Below are 25,141 nucleotides of genomic sequence, written 5' to 3'. Positions count from 1 at the left end.
CGAGTTGATCGCGGAAGGTCAGGGCAGGCGGGTCAACTCGCGCAGCTGTCCGACCAGCGCGTGGACGTCGCGTTCAGCGGGTGGAGCGGCGGACGCCTCCTGCGGGGTGGTGCGGCAGGGGCGGCAGAGGCCGTCGGGGAGTGCCTCGGGCGAGCCGGGGCGCCCGCATTCGGTGCACTCGGCGAGGACGCGGCGCTTCGGGGCGACGGTCGTGGCAGGTGCAGGGCTGCCGGCCGTGAGCGGCGGAAGCTTGTCGGTGAGGCGGCGGCGTACGAGGCCGACGGGAGAGCCGACCTGGGTGGGCAGGCCCGCCGTGAGGGCCTGGGTGAGGTAGTCGGCATCCACCCCGCGTGCGAACCAGCCGGCGGCCAGCGGCTCCAGGGCGCGGCAGTCCGCCGCTGAGAGCGTCAGGCGCGTGTCCAGGCGGCCGAGTTGGGCCAGGGCCAGGTACGCGGGGGAGGCGGCGACCACTGGTGTCACCGAGGTGCGCTGCTCGGGCAGGGCGGGTGATGCGGGCGCAGGAGCAGGTGACGTCGGAGGCGCGGTGGGCTCGGGTGGGGTGGTTGGTGTTGAGGTCGCCTGCAGGGAGGAGGTCGGGGCGGTGTTGCTGGGCGGCGGGGCGGTGGGTGTCGCTTCCGGCCTGGAGCGGCTGCCCTCGGTGGTCAGGAACGTGTCCCACCACTCGTTGTCGCGGGCCGTACGGGACCAGTAGGTACGGGAGACCCAGCGGACCTGGTCCCCCTCGCCGGCCAGGCAGCGTACGCGCCGCAGATGCCCCGCCACTCCGAGGGCCTTCAACGCGCTGGAGACGGCCATTTGGCCGTACAGCGGGAGGCTCTTGGCAAGCGACTTGATGTCCATGGCCGCGCCGTCGGGGAGCCGGTCGACGTATCCGGCGATGTATCGCTCGCGCTCCGGCAACAGGGCGAAGTCGTCGGTACGGGGAGCGCGTTGCCCTGATGCGGTGCGCTTGCCGTAGCCGGGGCGGGCCTTCGCGTACGGGCGCGAGGATGCGGGTGCGCGAAGGGCAGGGCTAAGGTGCTCGGTAGCCACGAGATCGCTCGATTCGATCTTGGGGTGAGACCCCGGCCTGGTGTTTCCGCACCGCGTCGGGGTCGATTTGTTGGGGGCACCGTAAGCAGTCGTGACGGTGAGCCGCAAGCTGATCACCTTTAGTCATACCGGCTGGCCGTGACGGGGTAGGGAGGGCGGGGAGGTTTTCCCAGAACCCTTCTTCTACCTACCGGGTGAACAACATCGCTCGGATCTCGAAGCTCGCATCCCGACCCCCGAATCCCGGAGCTCAAGCGTCGGGCCCGCGCCCTTGATCGCGTCCTCCTAACGAGTGAACGAGCTGATTCCGGCGCTCGAAGCTCGGATCTCGGGTGCCGAGCGTCGGGCCACTCCTTCGATGGAACGCGGCCGGAGTGGTGTGCGTGCGGGAGGGCGGGTCGTTACGGTGCCCGAGTGGGACGAGCCGGGGCGGGCGCTGCCGTCCGGGGCCGGTGCCGTCGGTCGGACGGGACCTCGAAGAGCCGTCCTACGCAAGCTGGTTGTACGCGATGGGTCGAGGCGTGTACGCACGTGGGACAGGCGGGTGGCGATGACGCAGGACGAGGCGGCCATGGACGCGGGGGCGGTGACCCCGTCGGGGACGCAGCCGGAGGGCAAGCCGGAGAACGGTGTGGCGGTCGCGTTCGGGCGGCAGTTGAAGCTGCTGCGGGTGCGGGCGGGGCTGGACCGGGTGGAGTTCGGGAAGCGGCTGGGGTACGCGGCGCAGTCGGTGGCCTCGTTCGAGCAGGGGCGGCGGATCCCGCAGCCGGAGTTCGTCGACAAGGCGGACAGGCTGCTGGAGGCGGGTGGGCTCCTGATGGCGCTGAAAGAGGAACTGGCGCGGTCGCAGTATCCGGCGTTCTTCAGGGATATGGCGCGGCTGGAGGCGCGTGCGGCGGCCATGAGCGTGTACGCAGTGAACGCCGTGCCGGGGTTGCTTCAGACGGAGGAGTACGCACGAGCTGTCTTCCAGATGGAGCGCCCGCTACTTGAGGACGACGTGATCGAGCAGCGCCTGGAAGCACGGATGGTGAGGCAGGACATCTTCAACCGGACCCCCGTTCCCCTGCTGAGTTTCGTGATCGAGGAAGCCGTTCTTCGTCGGCCGATTGGCGGGAAGCAGATACTGCGGAACACCCTGGAGCAGATTCTGCTGACCGGGCAATTGCGCAGTGTGGAGGTACAAGTCATGCCCACTGACCGCGAGGACAGTGCGGGGCTTGGCGGGCCGTTTGCGCTGATTGACACGGACAAGGAGCAACGCATCGCGTACGCCGAGGTCCAGAGTGACAGTCGTCTCTACACTGGCACCCGAAAAGTTCGCGAGCTCGAAGCTCGCTATGGCATTCTCCGATCGCAGGCGTTGACGCCTGCTGAGTCGTCAGCGTTGATCGTGAAGCTGATTGGGGAGACATGAGCGCACAAACTACTGCCCGGACCGTGCATGAAAGCGCTTGGTTCAAGAGCAGTTACAGCAGCGGCGACGGCGGCGAGTGTGTTGAGGTCGCCGCTGTGGCCACCAAGGTGCACATCCGGGACTCGAAGCAGGTTAGCGGGCCCGTACTGACCGTCGCTCCGGAGGCGTGGGCAGGGCTCGTTGGGCTCGTCGCAGGCTGAGCAGCGTACGCGGGAGGTCCCGCCGCAGCGCCGGTTCGGTGCTGCGGCGGGACCTCCCGTCCGTCCGGAAACTACTCGTCCACGTTCTCCTCGCGGCGGATCATCCGCCACGCCGCCCGGCGTGCGCTGCGGTCCAGGTTGGACCGGAAGTTCTTGTCGGGGCCGAAGTACTGGCGCCCTATGCCGGCGGTCGTCTCGATGTGGTCGGCCATGTTGTCGGCGAAGGCCCGGTCGAAGACCTTGCCGAAGTTGGCCTCGTCGTTGACGACGGCAGCCGCCCGGACCTTGGGGTCTTCCGTGGTCTTGTTGAACGGCTTGCGGACGTCTTCCTCGGTGAAGTCCGTGCCGAACTTGGCGTTGAACGCCTCGATCAGTTCCGACAACAGCGACTTCTCCGCCTCCGCCGCGCCACCCGTGCCGTCACCGAAGCCGGGGAGCTGGGCGGAACCCTCGGGCGACAGGGAGACGTCGTACTCGCCCGTCTTCTCCACCCGCAGGTGACTGAGGTCGATCTCGCCTATGTCTACGCCACCGTCCGCACGGCGCGGGAGCCGGTTGAGGAGGTAGCGGCCGTAGAGGTGGAGCCGTTCCAACTCGTGGTCGCGGTACGGGACGATCTGGGCCAGGAAGCCGTACTTACGCACGTAGTCGTTGAGGTCCGCGCGGAAGTCCTCAGCCGTCTCCACGTCGTCCTCCTCCTCGCTCTCCAGGAGCGGGGTGAAGCGGGCGACAGCAGGGGAGAGCAGCCGGTACAGCTCCGCGTGCAGCTTCTCCCACTTCGCCTGCGAGCCGGCCGCCTTCTCCTTCGCCGCGAAATATGCCGCGGCGAACTCGTCCATCTCCGACTCCGAGATGATCGGCGCCGACATGACCCGGCTCTGCGCGGTGTAGAGCAGGTTCGGGTCGGAGGGGAGGGTGTTGGCCTCCTCGAAGTACGGGCGGAACGCGTCCCGGATGTCCTCGGCGTCGTTCGCGAAGTCCAGGACCGCCAGGTCCGCCTGGTTCTTGCGGTCGGCCGTGCGGTTGAGCCGGGAGAGGGTCTGCACGGCGGAGATACCGGTCAGCTTCTTGTTGACGTACATGGTTGTCAGCAGCGGCTGGTCGAAGCCCGTCTGGTACTTCTCCGCGACCACCAGGATCTTGTACTCCTGCTGGCCCCGGCCGCCCGCGCCCACCGCCTTGTCGTCGGCCCGTGTGTACGCGAACGCCTTCGGCAGCGCGCTCTCCGGGATGCCGCCGTTCTCTTTCGGCTCGGTTGTCTCCTCGTCGTCAATCGTGAGCGAGCCGGAGAACGCGACCAGGACGCCCAGGTCCGGGTACTTGGTGTCGTACTCCCGGTCCGCGATGTAGCTCTTGATCGCCCGCGCCATCTCCACGGCAGACTGCCGCGAACCCGTCACCACCATCGACTTGGCCCGCCCACCGAGCCGGCCGCGGGAATGCGCCAGGAAGTGCTCGACGATCACCTGGGCGTGCTGGGAGACGGTGTACTCGTGGGTGAGCGCGAACCGGGCGAGCAGGCTGTTGGCCTTGGAGGGGTCCACCTCGCGCTCGTCGGGGTTCTCGTTCACCAGCTTCCAGTACGTGTTGTACGTGACGTAGTTCCGCAGCGGATCGAGGATGAAGCCTTCCTCGATGGCCTGGCGCATGGAGTACGTGTGAAAGGGGCGGTAGGCCGCCTTGCCGTCCACGATGTCTTCCGTGCCGAAGAGTTCGAGCGTCTTCGCCTTCGGGGTGGCGGTGAAGGCGAAGTAGGAGAGGTTCGCGGCCCGTGAGCGCTCCGCGGCCTTCTTCTTCAGCTTCTCGTAGACGGTGACGGCGCTCGCGCCCTGCTCCTCCGAGTCGGCGTCCAGACCGAGGTCACGCAGTGCCGCTTTGACGGCGGTGGATGCGTCGCCGGACTGGGAGGAGTGTGCCTCGTCGATGACGATGGCGAACTTCGTGCCGCTGATCTCCGTCGGGTTGCGCTCGATGTAGTCGATGAGCGCGGGGAACGAGTGGAGCGTGACGGTCACGATCTTGCCGGTGTCCCGGGAGAGCGCACGGGCGAGTTGCTCACTCTTCGAGCCGTGCCTCTCGTCCACCTTCACGACCAGGCCCTCGGTCTGCGAGAAGCTGCCGACCGTCTCCCGGAGCTGGGCGTCGAGGTTGCGGCGGTCCGTGATCACGATGACCTTGTCGAAGACCGGTGCCCCAGGCTTGATCCGGCCGGCGGACAGCGCATCCGGGTCGAGCGTGCGGGGGTCGGTGTCGGCGTGGAGGTCGCTCAGGCGGTGGGCGAGCCAGCCGATGGTGTTCGACTTACCGGAGCCGGCGGAGGCCATGACGAGGTAGTTCTGGCCCACGCCGAAGGTCGCTGCGTGGGTGGTGAGCTTCTTGACCACGTCCCACTGGTGGAAGCGAGGGAAGATCGTCGACTTGGTGGTCCCGCCCCCGGGAGTCTTTGTCTTCTGCTGGTGCACGTACCGCTGGAGCAGGTCCAGCCAGTTGTCCCGCGCCCAGACCTGCTCCCACAGATAGGAGGTGGCGTACGTGCCGTACGCGGTGGGGGCCGGGTTTCCGGCACCTCCGGGCAAGCCGGCGCCGTTGGAGCCGGTGTTGAAGGGGAGGAAGCGGGTGTTCTTGCCCCGGAGCTGGGTGGCGACGAAGACGAGGTCCGGGTCGACCGCGAAGTTGGCGATGACGCGGCGGGTGAAGATCAGCTCGGTGGGATCGCGGTCGGTGCGGTACTGCTCCTTGGCGTGCTCGACGCCCTGCCGGGTGAGCGGGTTCTTCAACTCGGCGGTGGCGACGGGGATGCCGTTCAGGAACAGGGCCAGGTCGAGCTTGTTGCCCCAGTCGGCCTGCTTGGTGGCGTAGACGAGTTCGCGCACGACGGTGAGGCGGTTGGCGCGGTAGCCGTCGAGTACGGAGTCGTCGGCGACGAGGTTCGGCTTGAAGTAGGCCACGCGGAGCCGGACGCCCCGGTCCTTGACACCGTTGCGGAGGACGTTCAGGAGACCTTCGTCGCTGATCGCCTTGTCGAGGCGCTGGGCGAAGCCGCGCTGGGCGGCGTTGGGGTCGTTGCCGTAGACGGCGAGGAGCTCGTCCCACTCGCGGGGCTGGCTCTCGCCGAGGAAGGTGAACAGCTCGTTGGTGTCCAGGCCGAGATCGGCCTGGTAGTCCTCGGGGCGCGCCTCGCGCCAGCCGCGTTCGGTCATGGCGGCGACGATGGCGGCGACGAAGGCGGACTCGTCGTGGATGGGACTCACGATGTCGGGACTCCGTCCGTTACGTTGCGGCCGTTGGCGGTGGAGACGTCGAACTGGCCGGTTACGGCAGCGGTGATGAGGGCTTGGCGGCGCTTCGTGAGCAGCTGCTCCTGGGAATCCAGTTTGCGATGCAGCAGGTCGAGAGCACCGACCCTGGTATCGAGCAGGCGAACGATCTCGTCCTGCTCTGAGCGGGGGATCGAAGGGATGGGGATCTGTTTCATGGCACCCACGTTGAAGTGGGCTTGGATACTCCCGACAGAGTGCTCAGTAACTCGTGCACTGGCATAGTCCGAGTTCAAGACGTACTGCAAGTACCTCGGCGAGAGTTTGCTGCCGGGACGCACCACGATGAGATCGATGCAATTCGCCCCATCCAACTCGGCTGGAACCACAGCTGCTGCACCTGCCTGGCCCGTGCGCACAACCACAACGTCACCGGCATTGAGTTGCGACTTGCGGTTGACGGCATGTCCCTCAGCGCTAATCTGCACGAGGTCACCGGTGTTGATGAAGCCAGGCTTGACGTTTAGGCCCCGCAGCGCGGGAGTCCCTCCCACTTCTACATACCACTTAGCCGGAGTGATGACGATTCCAACGGTGACATCGGCCACCAGATGTTTCAGAGGCACCAAACCGTCAGTCGTCTGCGCTCGTTCAAGCCCCAGTGTCGACTCAATGACCCGTTCCCGCTTGAGCGTCAGCAAACTCCGCATCTGGCGGCGCTTCAACGCCAGCTGGTCGATGCGGGCGGTCTCGGCGTCGAGGAAGTCGGCGATGCGGCGCTGCTCCTCCAGCGGCGGCAGCTCCACCAGGAAGTCGCGCAGGAAGCTGTCGGGTACACGTTGTTGCCCCGCTACGCCGTGCATCTCAGCCTCACCGAGTTTGAGGAAGCTGTGTGTGTTGACGACGTACAGGAGGAACCGGGGGTCGATGTGCGGCCCGGGGCGTACTACGTGAAGTTCGGTCGTGCCCGCACCCACCCCGCCAAAGAGTCCACCGATCAGTACAGAGCGACTTGCCTCAAATGTTGGTGTGATCTTCGGAACCAGCACGTCGCCGTCCTGGAACCTCGTGTACCCCGTGGCGACGGACACTTTGGTCCGGCGCCGTGCAACGTCAAGGCGGCTACCGGGCCAGACCGCTTCCATCGGAAGGAATGTCAGCTCGTCCTCATCGGCGAGACGATCGAAAGCAGGGGTGAGCGGGTTTACCTGTGCAAGGTGTCGAAGTCGTACGGTCGTCATTCCGTCACCTCGCCCAACAGCGCCTGAATTTCTGCCTCAAGCGCCTTCAGTTCCGCGTCGATCTCTGCCAACGGCCTCGGCGGCTCGTACACATAGAAGTGCCGCGTGAACGGGATCTCGTACCCTACCTTCGTCTTCGTGTGGTCGATCCACGCGTCCGGCACGTGCGGGTGTACCTCCCGCTTCAGGTACGCCTCCACGTCCTCGCCCAGCGGCACGTTCTCGTAGTCGCGCAGCTCACTGTCCGGCTCCGGCTCCCCGCCCTTGAGGAGCTGCACCTCGCCCTCTGGGTCCCGTACCCCCACCGTGTCCCGCAGCGCCTTCGTGAACGTCGCGCCAGTCGGGCCCTGGACGCCGGCCTCCGCCATGGCGTTCCGTACCGCCACCTGCGCCTCGGACTTGGTCGCCCACTGGCTGCCCAGCAGCGGGCTCAGCGCGTCCCCGAGCACCTGCGCCTCGGCGTCGGCCAGCTTCTGGAACTGGGCCTGCTCCTCGTCCGTCAGCTTCCGGCGGGCCTTGGCCTTCGCCGCCAGCTCGGGCTCACGCGGCAGGAAGCGCTCCTCTGTCCACTTCTGCACCGGCTTCGAGGCCAGCAGCGCCGCCAGCGTCTCCTCCGTCAGCTCGAACCGCAGCTTCAATGGCCGTTCGACCGTGATCCGCTGGTAGCCGAAGGCCGTGTTGTCGAAGACCTTCACCTTGGCGTGCGTCGGGTGTTCCGGGTCCGCGGCGGCTGCCACCGCCTCCCCGTACAGGCGGGTGATGTCGCCGATGTGGTTCGGCTTGCTGCCCGTCCCGTCGCCCAGCTCCTTGCGCTTGTCGCCCAGCGACTTTCGCATCTTCACCCACTGGTCGCGCGCGTCCAGCAACACGACCTTGCCCTTGTGCTGGGCGTCCTTGCGGTTCGTCAGGATCCAGAAGTACGTGGAGATCCCGGTGTTGTAGAAGAGCTGGTCCGGCAGGGCGACGATCGCCTCCAGCCAGTCGTTCTCCAGGATCCAGCGGCGGATCTCCGACTCTCCCGAGCCGGCTGCTCCCGAGAACAGCGGCGAACCGTTGAAGACGATGGCGACGCGTGAGCCGCCCCCGCCGTTCACGTCCACCGGCTTCATCTTCGAGATCATGTGCTGGAGGAAGAGGAGCGAGCCGTCGTTGATGCGGGGTAGACCCGCGCCGAAGCGGCCGGAGTCGCCGAGGCTGTTGTGCTCGAACTCGACGGCCTCCTTCACCTTCTTCCACTCCACGCCGAACGGCGGGTTGGCCAGCAGGTAGTCGAACGTCTCCCGTGCGTGGCCGTCGTCCGAGAAGGAGTTGCCGAACGCGATGTTCTCCGGGTTCTGCTCCTTGATCATCAGGTCGGACCGGCAGATCGCCCAGGACTCCGGGTTGAGCTCCTGTCCGTAGACCTCCACCGTGGCGTCGTCGTTGTACGACTTGATGTGATCCTCGGCGGCGCTGAGCATGCCCCCCGTACCGCAGGCCGGGTCCATGACCGTGCGTACGACACCCGGCAGGCTGAGCGCGTCGCCGTCCGGGGCGATCAGCAGGTTGACCATCAGCCTGATGACTTCGCGTGGGGTGAAGTGCTCACCCGCGGTCTCGTTGGACTGCTCGGAGAAGCGCCGGATCAGCTCCTCGAAGATGTAGCCCATGTTGTGGTTGGGCACGACCTCCGGGCGCAGGTCCAGGTCCGTGAACTTGCCGATGACCTGATAGAGCAGGTTCGCACTGTCGAGCTTGCGGATCTGCTGGGCGAACTCGTACTTCTCCATGACCTCGCGCGCATTGGGGGAGAAGCCCCCGACGTACACCTGGAGGTTCGCTGCCGCGTTGCTCGCGTCGCCGGCGATCTTCCGCAGGGTCAGGCTGCTCGTGTTGTAGAACGAGTGGCCCGACGCCCGGCGCAGGAAGTGGTCCGTGTCGATCTCCTGGCCCTCGAAACGGGCGGCCGTCTCCGCGACCTTCTCCCGCGTCGGCTCCAGTACGCATTCGAGGCGGCGCAGCACCAGGAACGGAAGGATGACCTTTCCGTAGTCGGACTGCTTGTAATCGCCGCGCAGAAGGTCGGCGACGGACCAGGCGTGGTTCGCCAGCTCCGTGTGCTTGCTGCTGTTCAAGGGATTCCCCGGTTTCCTTTCGGACCCCCCGCTCTCCGGTCTACCGGAGCGGGTACTGACAAGTGTGGTGGTTACGTGAAGGCCGTGGTGCCGGTTCAGGCCGATTCCGCGGCGGCCCCGCTGTCGGACGCCGCCGGGGCCGACGGGACCAGCCCGCCCCCTGTCAGCCCGCCGACCAGCAGCCGGGCCGTCTCCTCGGCCAGCTCCGTGGCACGCGCGGCCTCGGTTCTCAGTGCGTGCACGCGGCGGAAGGCGTCGCCGTAGCGTCTCTGCTCCTCCAGCGGCAGCAGCGGAACGCGCAGCCGGCCCGGACTGACGTGAAGCACCGTGCTGCCCGTGGACGCGCTCGCGATGTTCTCCTCCGAGCCCAGGAAGCCCGCCAGGAACCACGGATCGAGCCTTGCCGGATCAGGTCGGAACAGGTGGACCTGGTGGCCGAGCAGTGCTCCGGTGTCCGCGTCGTCCGCGACGCGGGCCATCGCGCCGCTGCCGCCCGCGACCGCCCGTACGAGTACGTCGCCCGCCGCGATCACCGGCGCCGAGTCTGCCCGCAGCCCGCTGGGGTCACCGGATGGCTCCGTGCCGCGCGCAATGTCCATGCCGGTGAGTACGGCAGTCACCGATGCCGCACCGGCGGAACCCTTGGAGTCCGGCGCCGTGCGCAGCAACGTGAGCGCGCCGCCCCGGGACAGGTCCGACGCCGTGGCCGTGCGCCACACGCGGGGGGCGGGGCCGGCCGGGCTCCAGTCGTCGTAACCGGCCGCCTCGCCCAGTGATTTGGCGCCGGCGACGAGCCGTCGGCGTACCTCGTCCGCCTCTCGGGCCAATTCCGCCGGGGCGACGTCTGTGCGCGAGGCGCGTACATGGCGGGCGGGGGAGAGGTCCACGACGTCGTCCAGGAGGTCGACCACCGGGACCGCGCGGGCGGTGCCCGGCTCGTCGGCGTACGCGTCCGGGTCCTTCGCGAAGGCGGACCACTGGGTGAGCGCCGTTTCCGTCAGAGCCGTCCAGTTCAGCGGGGCGCGGCCCGCGCGTGTGCCGGAGGCGGTGCCGCCCGTCCGCGTACCTCCACCCGTCGCCGTGTCGCCGCCCGCTCCCGCCGCCTCCGACGTGTCGACGAACAGGACCGAGGTATGCGCGGAGCCGGCCGGTTCGGGCAGCCGCAGCACCCAGATCTGCAGCCCCACATGGAACGGCGCCGCCGCGCCCGGAGGCAACGCCACCACCGCGCGCAGCGCCCCGCTGCGGACCAGCTCCATGCGGACCCGGCGGCCCGAGGCGCGGGAGGCGGCGGCCGGGGGGAGGAGCAGGACGGCGTGGCCGCCCGGCACCAGGTGGGACAGCGCGTGCTGGACCCAGGCGAGCTCGGACTCGGCGCGCGGCGGTACGCCGTACGCCCAGCGGGCGTCGTAGGCCAGCTCGTCGTGGCCCCAGTCGCGGTCGCCGTACGGCGGGTTGCACAGGACGGCGTCCACGGTGACCCCGCCGAACGCGTCCGCGCGGAGACTGTCTCCCGCACGCACCGTGATGTCCGCGCCCGGGGCGGCCAGCAGCAGGCTCACCGCGCTGCGTTGCGCCTGCACGGGCACGCTGTCCTGGCCGCACAGCACCGTTGCGCCCCGCCGGGCGGCGGCCGACAGCAGGGAGCCGCTGCCGCACGCCGGGTCCATGACCCGGGCGTACGGGCCGGGCACCAGGCGGGCGACGAGGTCGGCCAGCTGCACCGGGGTGCGGTAGGTGCCGCTCGCGGCACTGTCCTCCAGCTCTCGCTCCGCCAGCACGGCCAGCGCCGCCTCGCCGCTCGTGTCGTCCTGTACGCAGCGCAGCAGCGCCCGCAGGACATCGACGTCAGGCGCCGCGAAGTGGACGGCCTCCGCGCCGGGGACCAGTTCCGCGAGATCGGCCACCGCGCTGTCGGCGCGGGCGACGAGTTCGGCGTCGGACAGGCCGGCCAGCGCGGTGCGTTCCTCGGGGGTGCGCCGGGCCGTGGCCAGGACCAGGGGGAGCAGGGCGCCGGTCATGCCGCCGCCCCCGGGGTGCAGTCGCAACGTGGTGCGCAGCTCCTCCGCGGGGTCGGCCGTCGAGGCGTGTCCTCGGGCGCCGAGCCACTTCCGCACGTCCACCAGGTCGTACAGCGGGCTGGAGTCCGTGCCCCCGGAGGGTGCCGGGAAGTCGTCGTGCCGACGGCGCCAGTTGCTGACGGTGGCGCGCGTGACTCCGGCGATGCGTGAGATCTCGGCGGCGGTCACCTGGGCGGGTGGCTGGAGCATGGCGGGAGTCCTGGGCCTCTCGGTAGCTGACAGCTCACAACTTACATGGCCGGTCAAACGCGTCAAGCTGTTTGACAATGCTTTCACGGTGATGCTTCTCTGGTGTTGCTTCCAAGTGGAGGTGCTCGGCCCGAGGGGGGTCCGGGCAACTCGTCGATCCCGTGGGGGGAATCGCCATGCGCATCACCATGCCGACCGCCGTCGTCGAAGGCACCCAGCTCACCGTCATGCCGTTCCGGGCGGACGCCGTGATCGGGACCATGTCCGTCCCGACGCTCGTCCAGCTCGTCCCCTCGCCCCGCCGCGAGGAGGACACGAAGACGCTCAAGGCCGCCTCCGGTGCCGTACGCCGCCACGCCGAGCTGCGGTCGCTGGTGCAGCGGGCGCTGAAGTCCACGCAGAAGGGGAAGAACGTCGGCTCGTACGCCGAGTACATCGCCGACGGCGTCAAGGGGGAACTGGGCGCCGGCTGGTCCACGCCGCCGATCACCTTCTGGCACGCCGGACCGCTCGCCGCACTCAGCGACGAACTGCTGCCCGGCACCGGACTGCGGACCCTGACGATCACGCCCGGCACCGCAGTCGTCGCCATTGACGGCGAGACCCAGACGACCGCCTGGCACGAGCTGTACGACGACCCGGAGCACTTCGGGCTCACCTACGCCGAACTCGCCACGATCCGCGTGCCGTTCGAGCTGTACGTCGACCTGGGCGTCGCCGACGCGCGACAGATCTTCTACGACCGCAACGTGCAGGGCGTCGCCGTGGCGAAGAACCTGGCGATGTCCATGGACCAGCGGGACTTCGCCACCCGCCTCGCGCACCGCGTCGCCGACGCCGTCAAGGTGGACGTGGACGGCAAGCTCGTACCGTTCACCAAGCTCGTCAACGCCAGCAAGCGCCAGGTCGGCAAGAGCGACCCCGAGGTCATCACCCTCTCCGCCCTGCGGGCCCTGGTCATCACGGCGGTCTACGGCCGCAACGGGCTGTCCCGGTCCGCGGAGACCGTCCAGGAGGACGAGCTGCCCGCCGGTACCGACGCCGGTCAGGTCGAGGGACACGTCGTACCGCTGCTCGCCCGGCTCATCGCCGAGCACAGCCCTCACTTCGTCTCGCGCAGCGCCCTCACCGCGCCCGCCGTGCTCGCCGGGCTCGGGATCGCCGTCCACCACACGACGCCGTGGGCCGACCCGGCGAACGCACTGAGCACCGATGCGCTGCAGCGGCTCCTCGCCGACATCCAGTGGGAGCGGGAGGCGCGCTACTGGGACGGCGTGGCCGCGAAGGCCGGGGCGACCGGGCGGCTCAACTTCAGCGGCGGCGTGAAGGACTCCGGCGGCCGTGTCGCCGACGCGATGCTCTACCCGGGCACGGAGGCCGGGCGGCGCATCCGGGGCCGGTGACCGCTCCTGCCCCGACCACCGACGCCCGATCACGACGACCAGGAGCCCGCACGATGAATTCCGACAGCCCGCAGCAGCCCGGCACGCCCCGTCCCACCGACACCCCTTCCTTCGGCGCGTACCCGACTCAGCCCACCTCGCCGTCACACGGTCCGTACCCGGGCCGGTTCATGCCCCCGCCCGCCCCGCCGGCGAAGCCGTCGCAGGGCAAGAAGTGGCTTGCCCACGGAGCCGTCGGTCTCGTCGCTCTCTTCCTCGGAGTCGGGATCGGCGTCTCGGACGACCAGGCTCAGGCCACGGGCTCCGCCGGCCCCGCACCGAAGACGACTGGGACCAAGACAGTCACCAAGGAGGTCGAGGTACCCGGGCCCACGGTGACCGTGACCACCACAGTGACGGCCCCGCCGCCCAAGCCCGCCAAGCCGAAGGGGCCGCCCACCACCGTCGAGGGAGACGGCGAGTACCTGGTGGGTGAGGACATGAAGGCGGGGACCTACAAGACCGCAGGGCCCGAGGGGAGCTTCGGCTGCTACTGGGAGCGGGCGAGCAATGCCAGCGGCGAGTTCGACGCGATCATCGCCAACGGCAACCTGGACGGCAGCGGCCGGGTCACCGTGAACAAGGGCGAGGTCTTCAAGTCGACGCGCTGCCAGGAGTGGAAGCGCGTCGGCTGACCCGCCCCTACAGGATGACGAGGCGCGGCGGAGGACGACCCTGCTCACTCGCCGCGCCGCTCCCCGGCAGGAACGCGTGCGGCAGCGGGTGAAGCACAGGCTCGCGAACCTGCCCGGACCCCCGGGTCCGGCCAAGCCGAAGGCCGAGGGGAAAACGCCCTCCGAGGGAACTCGACGACTTGCCGCAGACCGCCCCGACTCCTGTTGCGCCGATGGCGGACCTGCGCATACCCGCCGGGTACCCGCGCCTCCGAGCCGAAAGCCGGTGGTGGGAGAGCGCCGCCCGCACACTCGTGGGACGCCCGGTCCTGGGGGCGGGCACCTGGATCCCGGGCCGGAGCCGGGCCGGAACGTCCGCCCGTCCTCAGGCCCGGCTACGACCGCTTCCCCCGCGGCCGCACCAGGGGCTGTGAGTCGCCCCACAGGAGTTACCCGTTCGGATCACTGCGCGCCGTGGCACAATGACCCTGTACCAGTAGCAGCGCACTCCGGGGTCGGTGTAATTCCGAACCGGCGGTTATAGTCCGCGACCCGTCCGCATCCAGCGGCCGGTTGACCAGGTGAGATTCCTGGACCGACGGTGAAAGTCCGGATGGGAGGCAGTGCGCGGCGGGCCGTCACAGGTATGCCGCCGTCGGCGGATGCGTTCCGGGGACTCCCGGGACGATCGCATCCGTGTCTTCGGTTTTCGGCGTTCCCCTGTTGCGTTCCGTTACCTCTGTCGTCATGACAGGCCCCGGAGTCCGTGCCCGAAGAGGCAGGAGGACCCGGTGGCCACCGCAGCCGAAAGAACCGCCATGCGGCGGGCGATCACGCTCGCAGCCCGCGGACTCGGCGCCACCAGCCCGAATCCGGTCGTCGGATGCGTCATCCTCGACGCCGCCGGTGAAGTGGCCGGCGAAGGCTTCCACCAGCGCGCCGGAGGGCCGCACGCCGAGATCCACGCCCTGCGTGAGGCCGGCGAGCGGGCCCGGGGCGGCACCGCCTGCGTCACCCTCGAACCCTGTAACCACACCGGCCGCACCGGCCCCTGCGCCCAGGCACTCATCGAGGCCGGCGTCCGCCGTGTCGTGTACGCGGTGGGCGACCCGAACCCGCAGGCCACAGGCGGTGCGGACACCCTGGGTGCCGCAGGTGTCCAGGTGGAGCAGGGCCTTCTCGCCGACGAGGCGGAGAGCGGAAACACCGCCTGGCTCACCTCGGTCCGCCTCGGCCGCCCGTACGTCCTGTGGAAGTACGCGGCGACACTCGACGGCCGGATCGCGGCCGCCGACGCCACCAGCCGCTGGATCACCTCCCCCGAGGCCCGCGCCGACGTCCACCGGCTGCGCGCCGAGGCGGACGCCGTGGTGGTCGGCTCCGGCACAGCCCGCGCCGACGACCCCCAGCTGGGCGTACGCGGCATCGAGGGCGCCACCCAGCCGCTCCGGGTGGTCGTCGACACCGGCGCCACCGCCGTCCGGCCCGGCGCGCGCGTCCTCGACACGACCGCACCCACCCTGGTCGCGGTCGCCGACGACGCCGGGGCAGACCACCTCCCCGGGGACACCGTGCTGCGCCTGCCGCGCGCCGCCGCCGGGCCAGGTCTGGACATCGGCGCTCTGCTCGCCGCCCTCCACGACCGGGGAGTCCGCTCCGTACTCCTCGAGGGCGGACCGGTCCTGGCCGGCTCCTTCGTCGCCGCGGGAGCGGTCGACACCGTCGTCGGCTATCTCGCCCCGGTTCTCCTCGGCGCGGGCCCCGCGGCCCTCGCCGACGCCGGAATCTCCACCCTCTCCCAGGCGTTGCGCCTCGATGTGACCGAGACCGTCCGTATCGGCCCCGATCTGCGCATCACCGCCGTCCCTGTTCCTGCTCGGAAGGGAAACTGAGTGTTCACCGGAATTGTCGAAGAACTGGGCGAGGTCACCGCCGTCGAGAAGCTGGACGACGCCTCCCGCTTCCGGCTGCGCGGCCCCGTGGTGACCGAGGGCGCCAAGCACGGCGACTCCATCGCCGTCAACGGTGTCTGCCTCACCGTCGTGGACCTCGGGGAGGACGAGTTCACCGCCGACGTCATGGCCGAGACGCTGGACCGCTCCAGCCTCGGCGCGCTGGCGGCCGGCTCCCGGGTCAACCTGGAGCGCCCCATGGCCCTCGGCGGCCGCCTCGGCGGACACATCGTCCAGGGGCACGTGGACGGCACGGGTCACATCGTCGAGCGCAAGGTCTCCGAGAACTGGGAGGTCGTCACGATCTCCCTGCCCGCCGGTCTGTCCCGCTACGTGGTGGAGAAGGGGTCGATCACCGTCGACGGGGTGAGCCTGACGGTCGTCGACGCGGGCCCCGACCACTTCACCATCAGCCTCATCCCCACCACCCTCGCACTGACCACACTCGGCATCAAGAAGCCCGGCGACCCGGTCAACCTCGAGGTGGACGTCCTCGCGAAGTACGTCGAACGGCTGCTCGGCCACGGAGTCGTGCCGCAACCCGGGGGGCCGGCCGCATGAGCGCTCTGGACTGGCTGAACTCGGAGGCGTTCACCGCCTTCGGACAGCACATCATCTGGTCGGACATGCTCGGCAACACGATCGGCCTGATAGCACTGGCCCTCGGCTGGCTCCGCTCCGTCTGGACCTGGCCCGCCCAGCTCCTGTCCGGCGTCGTCCTGGTCGCCGCCAACGTCTCCGTGCAGCAGGCGGGCAGCGTCGGCAAGCAGCTGATCGTCATCGCCGTCGCCGTCTGGGGCTGGCAGCAGTGGACCCGCGGCAGGCAGCAGGCGCAGGACGGGTCCATCGCCGTGCGCTTCGCCACCTGGCGCGAGCGCGCGTACCTGGTGGGGGGTGCCGCGCTCGGCACCCTCGCGGTCGGCGGGCTGTTCACCGCCTTCCCGTCACTCTCCTGGAGCCCGTGGGCGGACGCCTACATCTTCGCCGGCACCCTGGTGGCGATGGTCGCCCAGGCGCGCGGCATGGTCGAGTTCTGGTTCGCCTGGCTGCTCGTCGACCTGGTCGGCGTACCGCTCAACTTCCACAGCGGACTCGCCTTCTCCGGTCTCATCTACGTCGTCTACGGCGCCCTCGTCCTGTGGGGCATGCGCGACTGGTGGCTGCGCACGCGGACACCCCCTCTGGAAGGAGCCACGGCATGACCGCCCAGCCCGCCTGGTTGCACGACCGCACCCTGGAAGACCTCTCGCTCGATCCCGTCGAACAGGCGATCCGCGACATCGCCGCCGGGCGGCCCGTCGTGGTCGTCGACGACGAGGACCGGGAGAACGAGGGCGACCTCGTCGTCGCCGCCGAGAAGGCGACCCCCGAGATCATCGCCTTCATGATGAGCGAGTGCCGCGGCCTGATCTGCGCGCCGATGGAGGACGAGGAACTGGAGCGCCTCGAACTCCCGCAGATGGTCACGCACAACACCGAGTCGATGCAGACGGCCTTCACCGTCTCCGTGGACGCCTCCGCGGAGCACGGGGTGACCACGGGGATCTCCGCGGCCGACCGCGCCACCACGCTGCGGATGCTGGCGGGCGGCCACGCCGGCCCCGGCGACTTCGTGCGCCCCGGCCACGTCTTCCCGCTCCGTGCCCGCCCCGGCGGTGTCCTCGTCCGCAACGGCCACACCGAGGCCGCCGTCGACCTGGCCAGGCTCGCCGGACTGCGCCCCGCGGGCGCCATCGTCGAGATCGCCGGTGAGGACGGAGTGATGCTGAGGCTGCCCGAACTCGTCCCGTTCGCCCGTAAGCACGGGCTCACGATCATCTCCATCGAGGACCTGATCGCCTACCGCCGCAGCTCCGAGCCCACCGTGCGCCGCGAGGCCGAGGTCCGGCTGCCCACGGCCTTCGGCCCGTTCACCGCCTACGGCTACCGCTCCGCCGTCGACGGCGTCGAGCACGTGGCACTCGTCCACGGTGACCTCGGTGACGGCCAGGACGTCCTCGTCCGGGTCCACTCCGAATGCCTGACCGGCGACATCTTCCAGTCCCAGCGCTGCGACTGCGGCCCTCAGCTGCACACCTCCATGGAACGCGTCACGGCCGAGGGCCGCGGGGTCGTCGTCTACCTGCGCGGCCACGAGGGCCGCGGCATCGGACTGCTGTCCAAGATGCGCGCGTACGAACTCCAGGAGCGCGGCTCCGACACCCTCGACGCCAATCTCGAGCTCGGGCTGCCCGCCGACGCGCGGGACTACGCGGCGGGGGCCCAGATCCTGCGGGACCTCGGCGTGCGCACCCTGCGTCTGATGACCAACAACCCGGAGAAGACCGCAGCGCTCGTGCGGCACGGGCTCGAGATCACCGGGCGTGAGCCCATGCCCGTCCAGGCCGGTGAACACAACCTGCGGTACCTGCGCACCAAACGGGACCGGATGGGGCACGACCTGCCCTGGCTCGACGCCTCCGTGTCGGCCTGCGGCAACCAGTAAGCACCGACGAACACACAGGAGAGACATGAGCGGCAAGGGCGCACCCGAACTGTCCGTACGCAACTGCGGGGACCTGCGGGTGGCGGTGATCGCGGCCCAGTGGCACGAGCGGGTCATGGACGGCCTCGTCGACGGGGCCCTGCGCGCCCTGCGCGACCTGGGCATCGACGAGCCGACACTGCTCCGGGTCCCCGGCAGCTTCGAGCTCCCGGTGGTGGCCAAGGTGCTCGCCGGCCGCGGTTACGACGCGATCGTCGCCCTCGGAGTGATCATCCGTGGCGGGACCCCCCACTTCGAATACGTGTCCCAGGGCGTGACCAACGGCCTCACCCAGGTCACGGTCGACACCGGTGTCCCCGTCGGCTTCGGCGTCCTCACCTGTGACAACGAGGAGCAGGCTCTGGACCGGGCCGGACTCGAGGGCTCCAACGAGGACAAGGGCCACGAAGCGGTCACCGCCGCCGTGGCCACCGCCGCCACGCTGCGTACCGTCAGCGAACCCTGGCGCTGAGCAGCACCCCGGGACCCCGTATTCTAAGGACCATCATGGCCAACAAAACCTTCGAAGAGCTCTTCGCCGAGCTGCAGCGCAAGGCCGCCGACGGCGACCCCTCCACCTCCCGCACCGCCGAGCTGGTGGGCAAGGGCGTGCATGCCATCGGCAAGAAGGTCGTCGAGGAGGCCGCCGAGGTCTGGATGGCCGCCGAGCACGAGGGCAAGGAAGCCGCAGCCGAGGAGATCTCGCAGCTGCTCTACCACGTCCAGGTGATGATGGTCGCCCGCGGGATCTCCCTCGACGACGTCTACGCCCACCTCTGAGCCACGCCCCGCACGTCTCCCGAACACCCCTCCGCACAAAGGAAACCCGACTTCATGCTGCGCATCGCCGTCCCCAACAAGGGTTCACTCTCCGGGCCTGCGATGGCGATGCTCCATGAGGCCGGCTACCAGCAGCGCAAGGAGTCGAAGGAACTCGTCCTGGTCGACCCGGCCAACGAGGTCGAGTTCTTCTACCTGCGGCCGCGCGACATCGCGATCTACGTCAGCTCCGGCCGCCTGGACATCGGCATCACCGGACGCGACCTGCTGCAGGACTCCGGCGCCGAGGCCGAGGAGATCCTCCAGCTCGGCTTCGCGCGTTCGACCTTCCGCTACGCCACCAAGCCCGGCACGGCCACCGGCCCCGAGGACTTCGACGGCATGACCATCGCCACGTCCTACGAGGGCATCGTGGCGGCGCACCTCGCCGACGCCGGCGTCAAGGCCTCCGTCGTGCACCTCGACGGCGCGGTCGAGACCGCCATCGAGCTCGGTGTCGCCCAGGTCATCGCCGACGTCGTCGAGACCGGCACCAGCCTGCGCAACGCCGGACTGGAGGTCATCGGCGAGCCGATCATGACGTCGGAAGCCGTCGTGATCCGCCGCAAGGGCGCCGACGCCGAGGACCCCAAGGTGCAGCAGTTCCTGCGCCGCCTCCAGGGTGTCCTGGTCGCCCGCACCTACGTGATGATGGATTACGACTGCCGCGTCGAGCACCTGGAGCGCGCCGTCGCCCTCACCCCGGGTCTGGAGTCGCCGACCATCTCCCCGCTGCACCACGAGGGCTGGGTCGCCGTCCGCTCCATGGTCGCCTCCAAGGAGGCCCAGCGGATCATGGACGACCTGTACGAGCTGGGTGCGCGCGCCATCCTCACGACGGCCATCCACGCCTGCCGCCTCTGACGAGCCGGACCCCAGCACACCTAAGGACGACAGCCCCACCATGTCCGCCCCCGCGCCCCCGCCTCCCGGGCTCCCCGCCCTCCCGGCCACCTTCAGGCCCACTCTCACCCGGGTGGTCCTGCTGGCCGTGGGGGCGGCGACCTTCCTCGTCATCACCGCGGTCGCGATGATCCTGGAGAACCTCAGCCCGGGGGAGCGGACCAGCTTCGTCTTCGTCGCCCTGCTCTTCTTCGGCGTACTCGCCCTGCTCAGCAGGCCCCGCGTCACCGCCGACGAGGCAGGGGTGACGGTCGTCAACATCACCCGTACCCGCCGGCTGGCCTGGGCGGAGATCCTGCGCGTCAACCTGCGCGCCGGTGACCCGTGGGTCTTCCTCGACCTCAGCGACGGCACGAGCATGCCCGCACTCGGCATCCAGCCCGGACTCGCCAAGGACCGGGCCATCCGTGACGCCCGCACACTCCGCGCCCTCGCCGAGTTCCACGGCAGCGGAGTGAACGACACCACGGAGAACGGCTGAGCCCGCTGCCCCGTCCGGCCCGATTCCGATTATTCTGGGACCGGTGGCGCACCGGGTGCGCCCCGCCCCGCACCGGAAGGCCCCCGAGGCCCGCGGGGCACTTTCCTGCGACCCAAGGAGTGACTCCCTCCAGCAATGGACGGATCGTCCGGTAGTACCTGCGCCGCCCTCTCCCCGGAGGCGGCGGCATGACCACCCCCCTGTTGCTGCTCCTCGCGGCATTCCTCCTCATCCTCGCCAACGGGTTCTTCGTGGCAGCCGAATTCGGGCTCGTCACGGTGGAACGGCCGGACGCCGAACGCGCCGCCGCCGAAGGCGACCGCCGGGCCCGTACCGTCGTCGCCGCCCTGCGCGAACTCTCCTTCCAGCTCTCCGGCACCCAGCTCGGCATCACCATCACCTCGCTGGTCGTCGGCATGCTCGCCGAACCGGCGCTCGCCCAGCTGCTCGCCGGGCCGCTCACCGCCACCGGACTGCCCCACGGGGCGGTCCCCGGCGTGAGCGTCGTGATCGGCATGCTGTTCGCCTCCGCCGTCCAGATGGTGATCGGCGAGCTCGTCCCGAAGAACTGGGCGGTCTCCCGGCCGCTCCAGGTCGCCCGTTTCGTTGCCGGGCCCCAGCACCGCTTCTCCACCCTCCTCAGGCCGGTGATCACCGCCCTGAACGCCGTGGCCAACCGGCTGGTCAGGCTGCTGGGTGTCGAACCCACCGACGAACTCGCCTCCGCCAGGACCCCGGGCGAGCTCGTCTCCCTGGCCCGGCACTCCGCCGAAGCCGGGACCCTGGAGCAGGACACCGCCGATCTCTTCGTGCGGACCCTGTCCCTCGCCGGGCTCACCGCACAGCACGTCATGACCCCGCGGGTGAAGGTCAGTGCCCTGCAGACGTCGGCCACGGCGGCGGACGTCCTCAACCTCACGCGGGCCACCGGCCTGTCCCGCTTCCCCGTCTACCGGGACCGCATCGACGAGGTGGTCGGCATGGTCCACCTCAAGAACGCCCTGGCCGTCCCCTCCCGGGACCGCCTGCGCACCCCGGTGAGCCGGATCGCCGTGGCGCCGCTCCTGGTACCGGAGTCCCTGCCCGTCGAGCAGCTGCTCCAGCGGCTGCGCAGCGAGCAGCCGATAGCCGTCGTGGTCGACGAGTACGGCGGCACCGCCGGTGTCGTCACCCTCGAGGACATCATCGAGGAACTCGTCGGTGAGGTCAGGGACGAGCACGACGTGGAGGGCGCCGACCGTCCTGAGCTGACACCCGTCGTCGCCGACGACGGACGGCCCGGCTGGGACGTGGAAGGCAGCACCCGGGTGCTGGCCCTGCTGAGGATGGGCCTCGACGTACCCGACGGGCCCTACGAGACCGTGGCGGGCCTCGTCGCCGATCTGCTGGGGCGCATCCCCGCCCCCGGCGACCGGACCGAGCTCCCCGGCTGGCGGATCTCCGTCCGCCAGGTCGGCCACTACCGTGCCGAGCAGGTCCGCTTCGTCCGTCTGACGGACACACCACGGGGCCGGCCGGAACGGCTCACCCAGGACCTGCTGGAGGCCGTGCGATGAGCCTCGTACAGCTGGTGTTCGCCAGCTTCCTCGTACTGGCGAACGGCTTCTTCGTCGGCGCCGAATTCGCGCTCGTCTCCGTGCGGCGCAGCCAGGTCGAGCCCCTCGCGGCGGGCGGGTCGAGCCGGGCCGTAAAGGTGTTGTACGGCCTGGAGAACCTGCCGCAGATGATGGCCGCCGCACAGTTCGGCATCACTATCTGCTCCCTCACGCTCGGCGCCGTCGCGGAACCGACCGTCGCCCACCTCCTGGAGCCGGTCTTCCACGCGGCGCACGTGCCCGAAGGACTCGTCCATCCGCTCGGCTTCGCGGTGGCGCTCGTCTCCGTGGTCTTTCTCCACCTGGTCATCGGCGAGATGGTCCCGAAGAACCTGGCGATGGCCGCCCCCGAGAAGACCGCGATGTGGCTCAGCCCCGGCCTCGTCGGATTCGCCCGGCTCTGCCGGCCCGTGACCTCCGCGTTGGGGGCCTGCGCCACGTTCGTGCTGCGGCTCTTCAAGGTGGAGCCGAAGGACGAGGTCGAGGCCGTCTTCACCAGTGAGCAGCTCAACCGTCTGGTGGAGGACGCGGGCCTGGCCGGCCTGCTGGAACCCGAGGCGCAGGAACGCCTCGGGGACGCCCTGGAGCTGGGCAGCAGGCCCGTCACCGACGTGCTGCTGGACCGGGCGTCCCTGGTGACGGTGGAACCCTCCGTGACCCCGCGCCGCGTGGAGGAGCTGACCGTGCGGACCGGGTACTCCCGCTTTCCCGTCTGTTCGGAGGGCGGCGGCCCGTTCATGGGCTACCTGCACGTCAAGGACGTCCTGGATCTCGAGGAGGGCGACCGGGCCGTGCCGCAGCAGATCTGGCGCCCGATGGCGACCGTACGGGCCGAACTCCCCCTGGACGACGCCTTGACGGTCATGCGCCGCGCTGCCACGCATCTCGCCCAGGTCGCCGACGCGTCGGGCAGGGTGCTCGGCCTGGTCGCCATGGAGGACGTCCTGGAGATGCTCGTGGGCGAGGTCCGCGACCCGGCCCACCGCGTCTCGGTGCCCCGCCGCACGGTGGAGGCACCGAAGACGAAGGCCATGGCACCCCTGGGCTGATCCCCACCGCCGGGCGGCACCCTCGGGGGCCGCCCGGCGGCCGGTTCACAGGGCTTCGGGCTCCTGCCTCCCCCGGCCCACCGGGCCACGTCCGGACAGCACCTCGCCATAGGCCTGCATCAGATCCGGGAGCCGCAGGGTGGCCAGGTCGTCCCGGGTGGGGGCGGCGGTGTAACCGGACAGCCGCAGATCGCGGTAGGCGCAGCTCTTCTCGTACAGGGTGCGCAGGAAGCGGCCGTTGCCCAGCTCGTCGATCCAGCCCTGGCCGACCACATGAACGCTGATGCTGCGCAGCTCTTCGCGCGCCTCCTCGTCCCACGCGTCGCCGTTCTCGGCGGCCAGCACCTCGCCGATCGCGGTGAGTTCGAGGGGGCGGTAGCTCGGGAAGTCGACCCGCGTGGTGAAGCGTGAGGAGAGCCCCGGGTTGGTGGAGAGCAGCCGGTCCATGCCCTCGGGATAGCCGGCGAGGATGACGACCAGGTGATCCCTGTTGTCCTCGGCCCGTTTGAGGAGGACCTGCAGTGCCTCGTCGCCGTACGCGTCGCCCTTGCTGTAACCGGAGTTGGAGAGGCTGTACGCCTCGTCCACGAACAGCACGCCGCCGAGTGCCGAATCGATCAGCTCGTTGGCCTTCACAGCGGTCTGCCCGAGGAACTCGCCCACCAGGTCCGATCGTTGGGCTTCCACCAGGTGGTCGCCGCCGAGGAGCCCGAGCGCGTAGAAGACCCTGCCCAGGATGCGGGCCACCGTGGTCTTGCCCGTCCCGGACGGGCCGGAGAAGACGAAGTGCCGCTTCGGAGGCTGCACCGGCAATCCCTGCTCCGCCCGCAGACGCGCCATGTTCAGCTGGGCGGACAGGGCCTTGACCTGGCGTTTCACGGGGTCGAGCCCGACCATGCGCTCGAGCTGCGCCAAGGCCTTCGCAAGCATCACCGGGTCACTGGGCCCCGCAGGGAAGGCGGCGGCCCGCGGCGCCCCGGGCTTCGCCCGCGCCCCGTCATCACCTCCGGCCCCGGACGGTGGCACCACAGCCCCGGGCGCGGCCTGCGGATCATCGCCCGGCCAGGGGTCACGGCCGTCCACGAGATCGGTGCCGAACACCAGGTCCCCGTCCGTCCGGGCCTCCGCACCCGTGCCGCCGCCATCCGTGCCGACGCCGGCCAGCGACACCGCGGCGAGGTCGGCGGCCTCGTCGTAACCGTCCCCCTCGGAGATCGCCGCGAGTCTGGCCGAGGTGTCCATGAAGGCCGGGTCCACGCGGTGCACCGCCCGGTACAGCGGCAGGGCCGCCGCACTGCGGCCGGTGCCCTCGTGGGCCCGCGCCAGCCAGTAACGCAGTTCCTTGCGCTGCGGCTGCTCGCTGCGGCAGCGCATCAGCGCGGCGGACAGCAGCGGCTCCGCCTGCCCGTACATCTCCAGACGCACCCGTGCCATGCCACCGAAGAGCCCCGCCTCGATACCGAGCAGCGGATCGTCGACGAGCTGGTCCGTGGTGCGTACGAGCTGCTCCCAGTCCTTGACCAGGTAGGAGCGGCAGGCGTGCAGGAACCGGACCTGGGCGTCGGTGTCGATCGGCGGCAGGGCCGCCAAGGCCCGGTCCAGCTCCGGCACATGACGGCCGTCCAGCCAGTGCGAGGCGTGCGCGAGGAGCAGATCGCGCGGGCTCTCCAGCACCGGCTGCACCCACCACCCCAGCCAGTACCACGAGTTGAGCGTGCGGCGATGACGGGCGCGCTGCTCGCCGAAGCGGTCGCGATGGCGGTACATGTGCAACAGTGCCGCGGCCGTGTCGGTCCGCAGCGCGTGCAGCCCCAGCCAGCCGTCAGCCATGCCGGGATCGAAACGCACCGCGGTCCTGAACTCCTCCTCGGCCTGCGGGTACGCGCCCATGGTGTAGGCATCCACCCCGCGAAGCCAGGCAAGGTCGGCCGGGGCCAGCGTGCCCGGCGTGCCGATGTCCATCAGGTCCCCCACAAACCGTGCCCCCAGAATGCCCCGCCCGCACAGCATGCCCAGCGCGATGCCCCTCATCACCTTGCCGGGGACGGGAATTGACCACACCCGAGAGGCATCGTACCTGCACAGGGAGTGAGCGGTTAAGGGCGTTACCGGCGCTTCGGCCGTGGTGACCCACGGTGAGTGAAGGCCCGGATCGAGGGGGTGTGAGGGCAGAACGAAGCCCCCGGTCACGGGGGAACAACCGGGGGCTT

The 25,141-nt window shown here is 69.9% G+C and carries 20 protein-coding genes and 1 riboswitch; of the genes, 14 read left to right on the top strand and 6 right to left on the bottom strand.

Features of this window, described 5'->3' with window-relative positions:
• Nucleotides 1-18: 18 nt before the first annotated feature.
• Entirely contained in the window at nt 19-1,053 is a 1,035-nt protein-coding gene (locus tag ACF1FZ_RS08820) for a MarR family transcriptional regulator (RefSeq protein ID WP_391772669.1), read from the bottom strand.
• A gap of 550 nt (nt 1,054-1,603) precedes the next feature.
• Here ACF1FZ_RS08820 and ACF1FZ_RS08815 point away from each other — a divergent pair.
• A complete protein-coding gene (locus ACF1FZ_RS08815) occupies nt 1,604-2,470 on the top strand; it encodes a helix-turn-helix domain-containing protein (protein ID WP_391772668.1) in 867 nt (288 codons plus the stop codon).
• A complete protein-coding gene (locus ACF1FZ_RS08810) occupies nt 2,467-2,670 on the top strand; it encodes a DUF397 domain-containing protein (RefSeq protein WP_391772667.1) in 204 nt (67 codons plus the stop codon). Before ACF1FZ_RS08815 ends, ACF1FZ_RS08810 begins: the two co-directional genes overlap by 4 nt.
• 71 nt (nt 2,671-2,741) lie before the next feature.
• Here ACF1FZ_RS08810 and ACF1FZ_RS08805 read toward each other — a convergent pair whose 3' ends face one another.
• The 4 genes from ACF1FZ_RS08805 to ACF1FZ_RS08790 form a co-directional block, all read right to left on the bottom strand.
• Entirely contained in the window at nt 2,742-5,921 is a 3,180-nt protein-coding gene (locus tag ACF1FZ_RS08805; RefSeq protein WP_391772666.1) for a type I restriction endonuclease subunit R, read from the bottom strand.
• The gene (locus tag ACF1FZ_RS08800; RefSeq protein ID WP_391772665.1) at nt 5,918-7,168 is read right to left on the bottom strand and encodes a restriction endonuclease subunit S; all 1,251 of its coding nucleotides are present in this window, start codon (nt 7,166-7,168) and stop codon (nt 5,918-5,920) included. The genes ACF1FZ_RS08805 and ACF1FZ_RS08800 overlap by 4 nt, the downstream gene beginning before the upstream one ends.
• Nucleotides 7,165-9,282: an N-6 DNA methylase gene (locus ACF1FZ_RS08795; RefSeq protein WP_391772664.1), complete on the bottom strand. Its 2,118-nt coding sequence runs from the start codon at nt 9,280-9,282 to the stop codon at nt 7,165-7,167. The genes ACF1FZ_RS08800 and ACF1FZ_RS08795 overlap by 4 nt, the downstream gene beginning before the upstream one ends.
• A gap of 95 nt (nt 9,283-9,377) precedes the next feature.
• Entirely contained in the window at nt 9,378-11,552 is a 2,175-nt protein-coding gene (locus ACF1FZ_RS08790; RefSeq protein WP_391772663.1) for an N-6 DNA methylase, read from the bottom strand.
• A gap of 176 nt (nt 11,553-11,728) precedes the next feature.
• Between ACF1FZ_RS08790 and ACF1FZ_RS08785 the strand changes: the two genes are divergently transcribed.
• The 12 genes from ACF1FZ_RS08785 to ACF1FZ_RS08730 all read left to right on the top strand — a co-directional run bounded on the left by ACF1FZ_RS08785 (nt 11,729) and on the right by ACF1FZ_RS08730 (nt 22,931).
• Complete coding sequence (locus ACF1FZ_RS08785) at nt 11,729-12,955, top strand: DNA sulfur modification protein DndB (RefSeq protein WP_391772662.1); 1,227 nt, start codon at nt 11,729-11,731, stop codon at nt 12,953-12,955.
• 53 nt (nt 12,956-13,008) lie between these two features.
• The gene (locus tag ACF1FZ_RS08780; RefSeq protein WP_391772661.1) at nt 13,009-13,629 is read left to right on the top strand and encodes a hypothetical protein; all 621 of its coding nucleotides are present in this window, start codon (nt 13,009-13,011) and stop codon (nt 13,627-13,629) included.
• Between the two features lie 479 nt (nt 13,630-14,108).
• Nucleotides 14,109-14,239, top strand: a riboswitch (FMN riboswitch).
• A gap of 160 nt (nt 14,240-14,399) precedes the next feature.
• Nucleotides 14,400-15,500 (top strand): bifunctional diaminohydroxyphosphoribosylaminopyrimidine deaminase/5-amino-6-(5-phosphoribosylamino)uracil reductase RibD, encoded by a 1,101-nt coding sequence (ribD, locus tag ACF1FZ_RS08775; RefSeq protein ID WP_391772660.1) that lies wholly within the window; start codon nt 14,400-14,402, stop codon nt 15,498-15,500.
• Entirely contained in the window at nt 15,501-16,121 is a 621-nt protein-coding gene (locus ACF1FZ_RS08770) for a riboflavin synthase (RefSeq protein ID WP_391772659.1), read from the top strand.
• Nucleotides 16,118-16,762: a nicotinamide riboside transporter PnuC gene (locus ACF1FZ_RS08765; protein ID WP_391772658.1), complete on the top strand. Its 645-nt coding sequence runs from the start codon at nt 16,118-16,120 to the stop codon at nt 16,760-16,762. Before ACF1FZ_RS08770 ends, ACF1FZ_RS08765 begins: the two co-directional genes overlap by 4 nt.
• Nucleotides 16,759-18,045: a bifunctional 3,4-dihydroxy-2-butanone-4-phosphate synthase/GTP cyclohydrolase II gene (locus ACF1FZ_RS08760; RefSeq protein ID WP_391772657.1), complete on the top strand. Its 1,287-nt coding sequence runs from the start codon at nt 16,759-16,761 to the stop codon at nt 18,043-18,045. The genes ACF1FZ_RS08765 and ACF1FZ_RS08760 overlap by 4 nt, the downstream gene beginning before the upstream one ends.
• A gap of 25 nt (nt 18,046-18,070) precedes the next feature.
• Nucleotides 18,071-18,556 carry a 6,7-dimethyl-8-ribityllumazine synthase gene (gene ribH / locus ACF1FZ_RS08755; RefSeq protein ID WP_391772656.1) on the top strand — a complete coding sequence of 162 codons (486 nt, stop codon included), beginning with the start codon at nt 18,071-18,073 and terminating at the stop codon, nt 18,554-18,556.
• A 35-nt stretch (nt 18,557-18,591) separates the two neighbouring features.
• Entirely contained in the window at nt 18,592-18,864 is a 273-nt protein-coding gene (locus ACF1FZ_RS08750) for a phosphoribosyl-ATP diphosphatase (RefSeq protein ID WP_391772655.1), read from the top strand.
• Nucleotides 18,865-18,918: 54 nt separating this feature from the next.
• Nucleotides 18,919-19,767 carry an ATP phosphoribosyltransferase gene (gene hisG, locus ACF1FZ_RS08745; protein ID WP_391772654.1) on the top strand — a complete coding sequence of 283 codons (849 nt, stop codon included), beginning with the start codon at nt 18,919-18,921 and terminating at the stop codon, nt 19,765-19,767.
• 40 nt (nt 19,768-19,807) lie between these two features.
• Nucleotides 19,808-20,287 (top strand): PH domain-containing protein, encoded by a 480-nt coding sequence (locus tag ACF1FZ_RS08740; protein ID WP_391772653.1) that lies wholly within the window; start codon nt 19,808-19,810, stop codon nt 20,285-20,287.
• A 188-nt stretch (nt 20,288-20,475) separates the two neighbouring features.
• Nucleotides 20,476-21,843, top strand: a complete 1,368-nt coding sequence (locus tag ACF1FZ_RS08735) for a hemolysin family protein (protein ID WP_391772652.1) — start codon at nt 20,476-20,478, stop codon at nt 21,841-21,843.
• Nucleotides 21,840-22,931, top strand: a complete 1,092-nt coding sequence (locus ACF1FZ_RS08730) for a hemolysin family protein (RefSeq protein ID WP_391772651.1) — start codon at nt 21,840-21,842, stop codon at nt 22,929-22,931. Before ACF1FZ_RS08735 ends, ACF1FZ_RS08730 begins: the two co-directional genes overlap by 4 nt.
• A gap of 45 nt (nt 22,932-22,976) precedes the next feature.
• On the opposite strand, the gene ACF1FZ_RS08725 is transcribed toward ACF1FZ_RS08730, so the two are convergent.
• The gene (locus ACF1FZ_RS08725) at nt 22,977-24,941 is read right to left on the bottom strand and encodes an AAA family ATPase (RefSeq protein ID WP_391772969.1); all 1,965 of its coding nucleotides are present in this window, start codon (nt 24,939-24,941) and stop codon (nt 22,977-22,979) included.
• Between the last annotated feature and the right edge of the window lie 200 nt (nt 24,942-25,141).

It is taken from the genome of Streptomyces sp. NPDC014623, from assembly GCF_043088245.1.
Taxonomy (GTDB): domain Bacteria; phylum Actinomycetota; class Actinomycetes; order Streptomycetales; family Streptomycetaceae; genus Streptomyces.
Note: the sequence above shows the minus strand (reverse complement) of the source record. Positions and strands in the feature narration are given on the sequence as shown.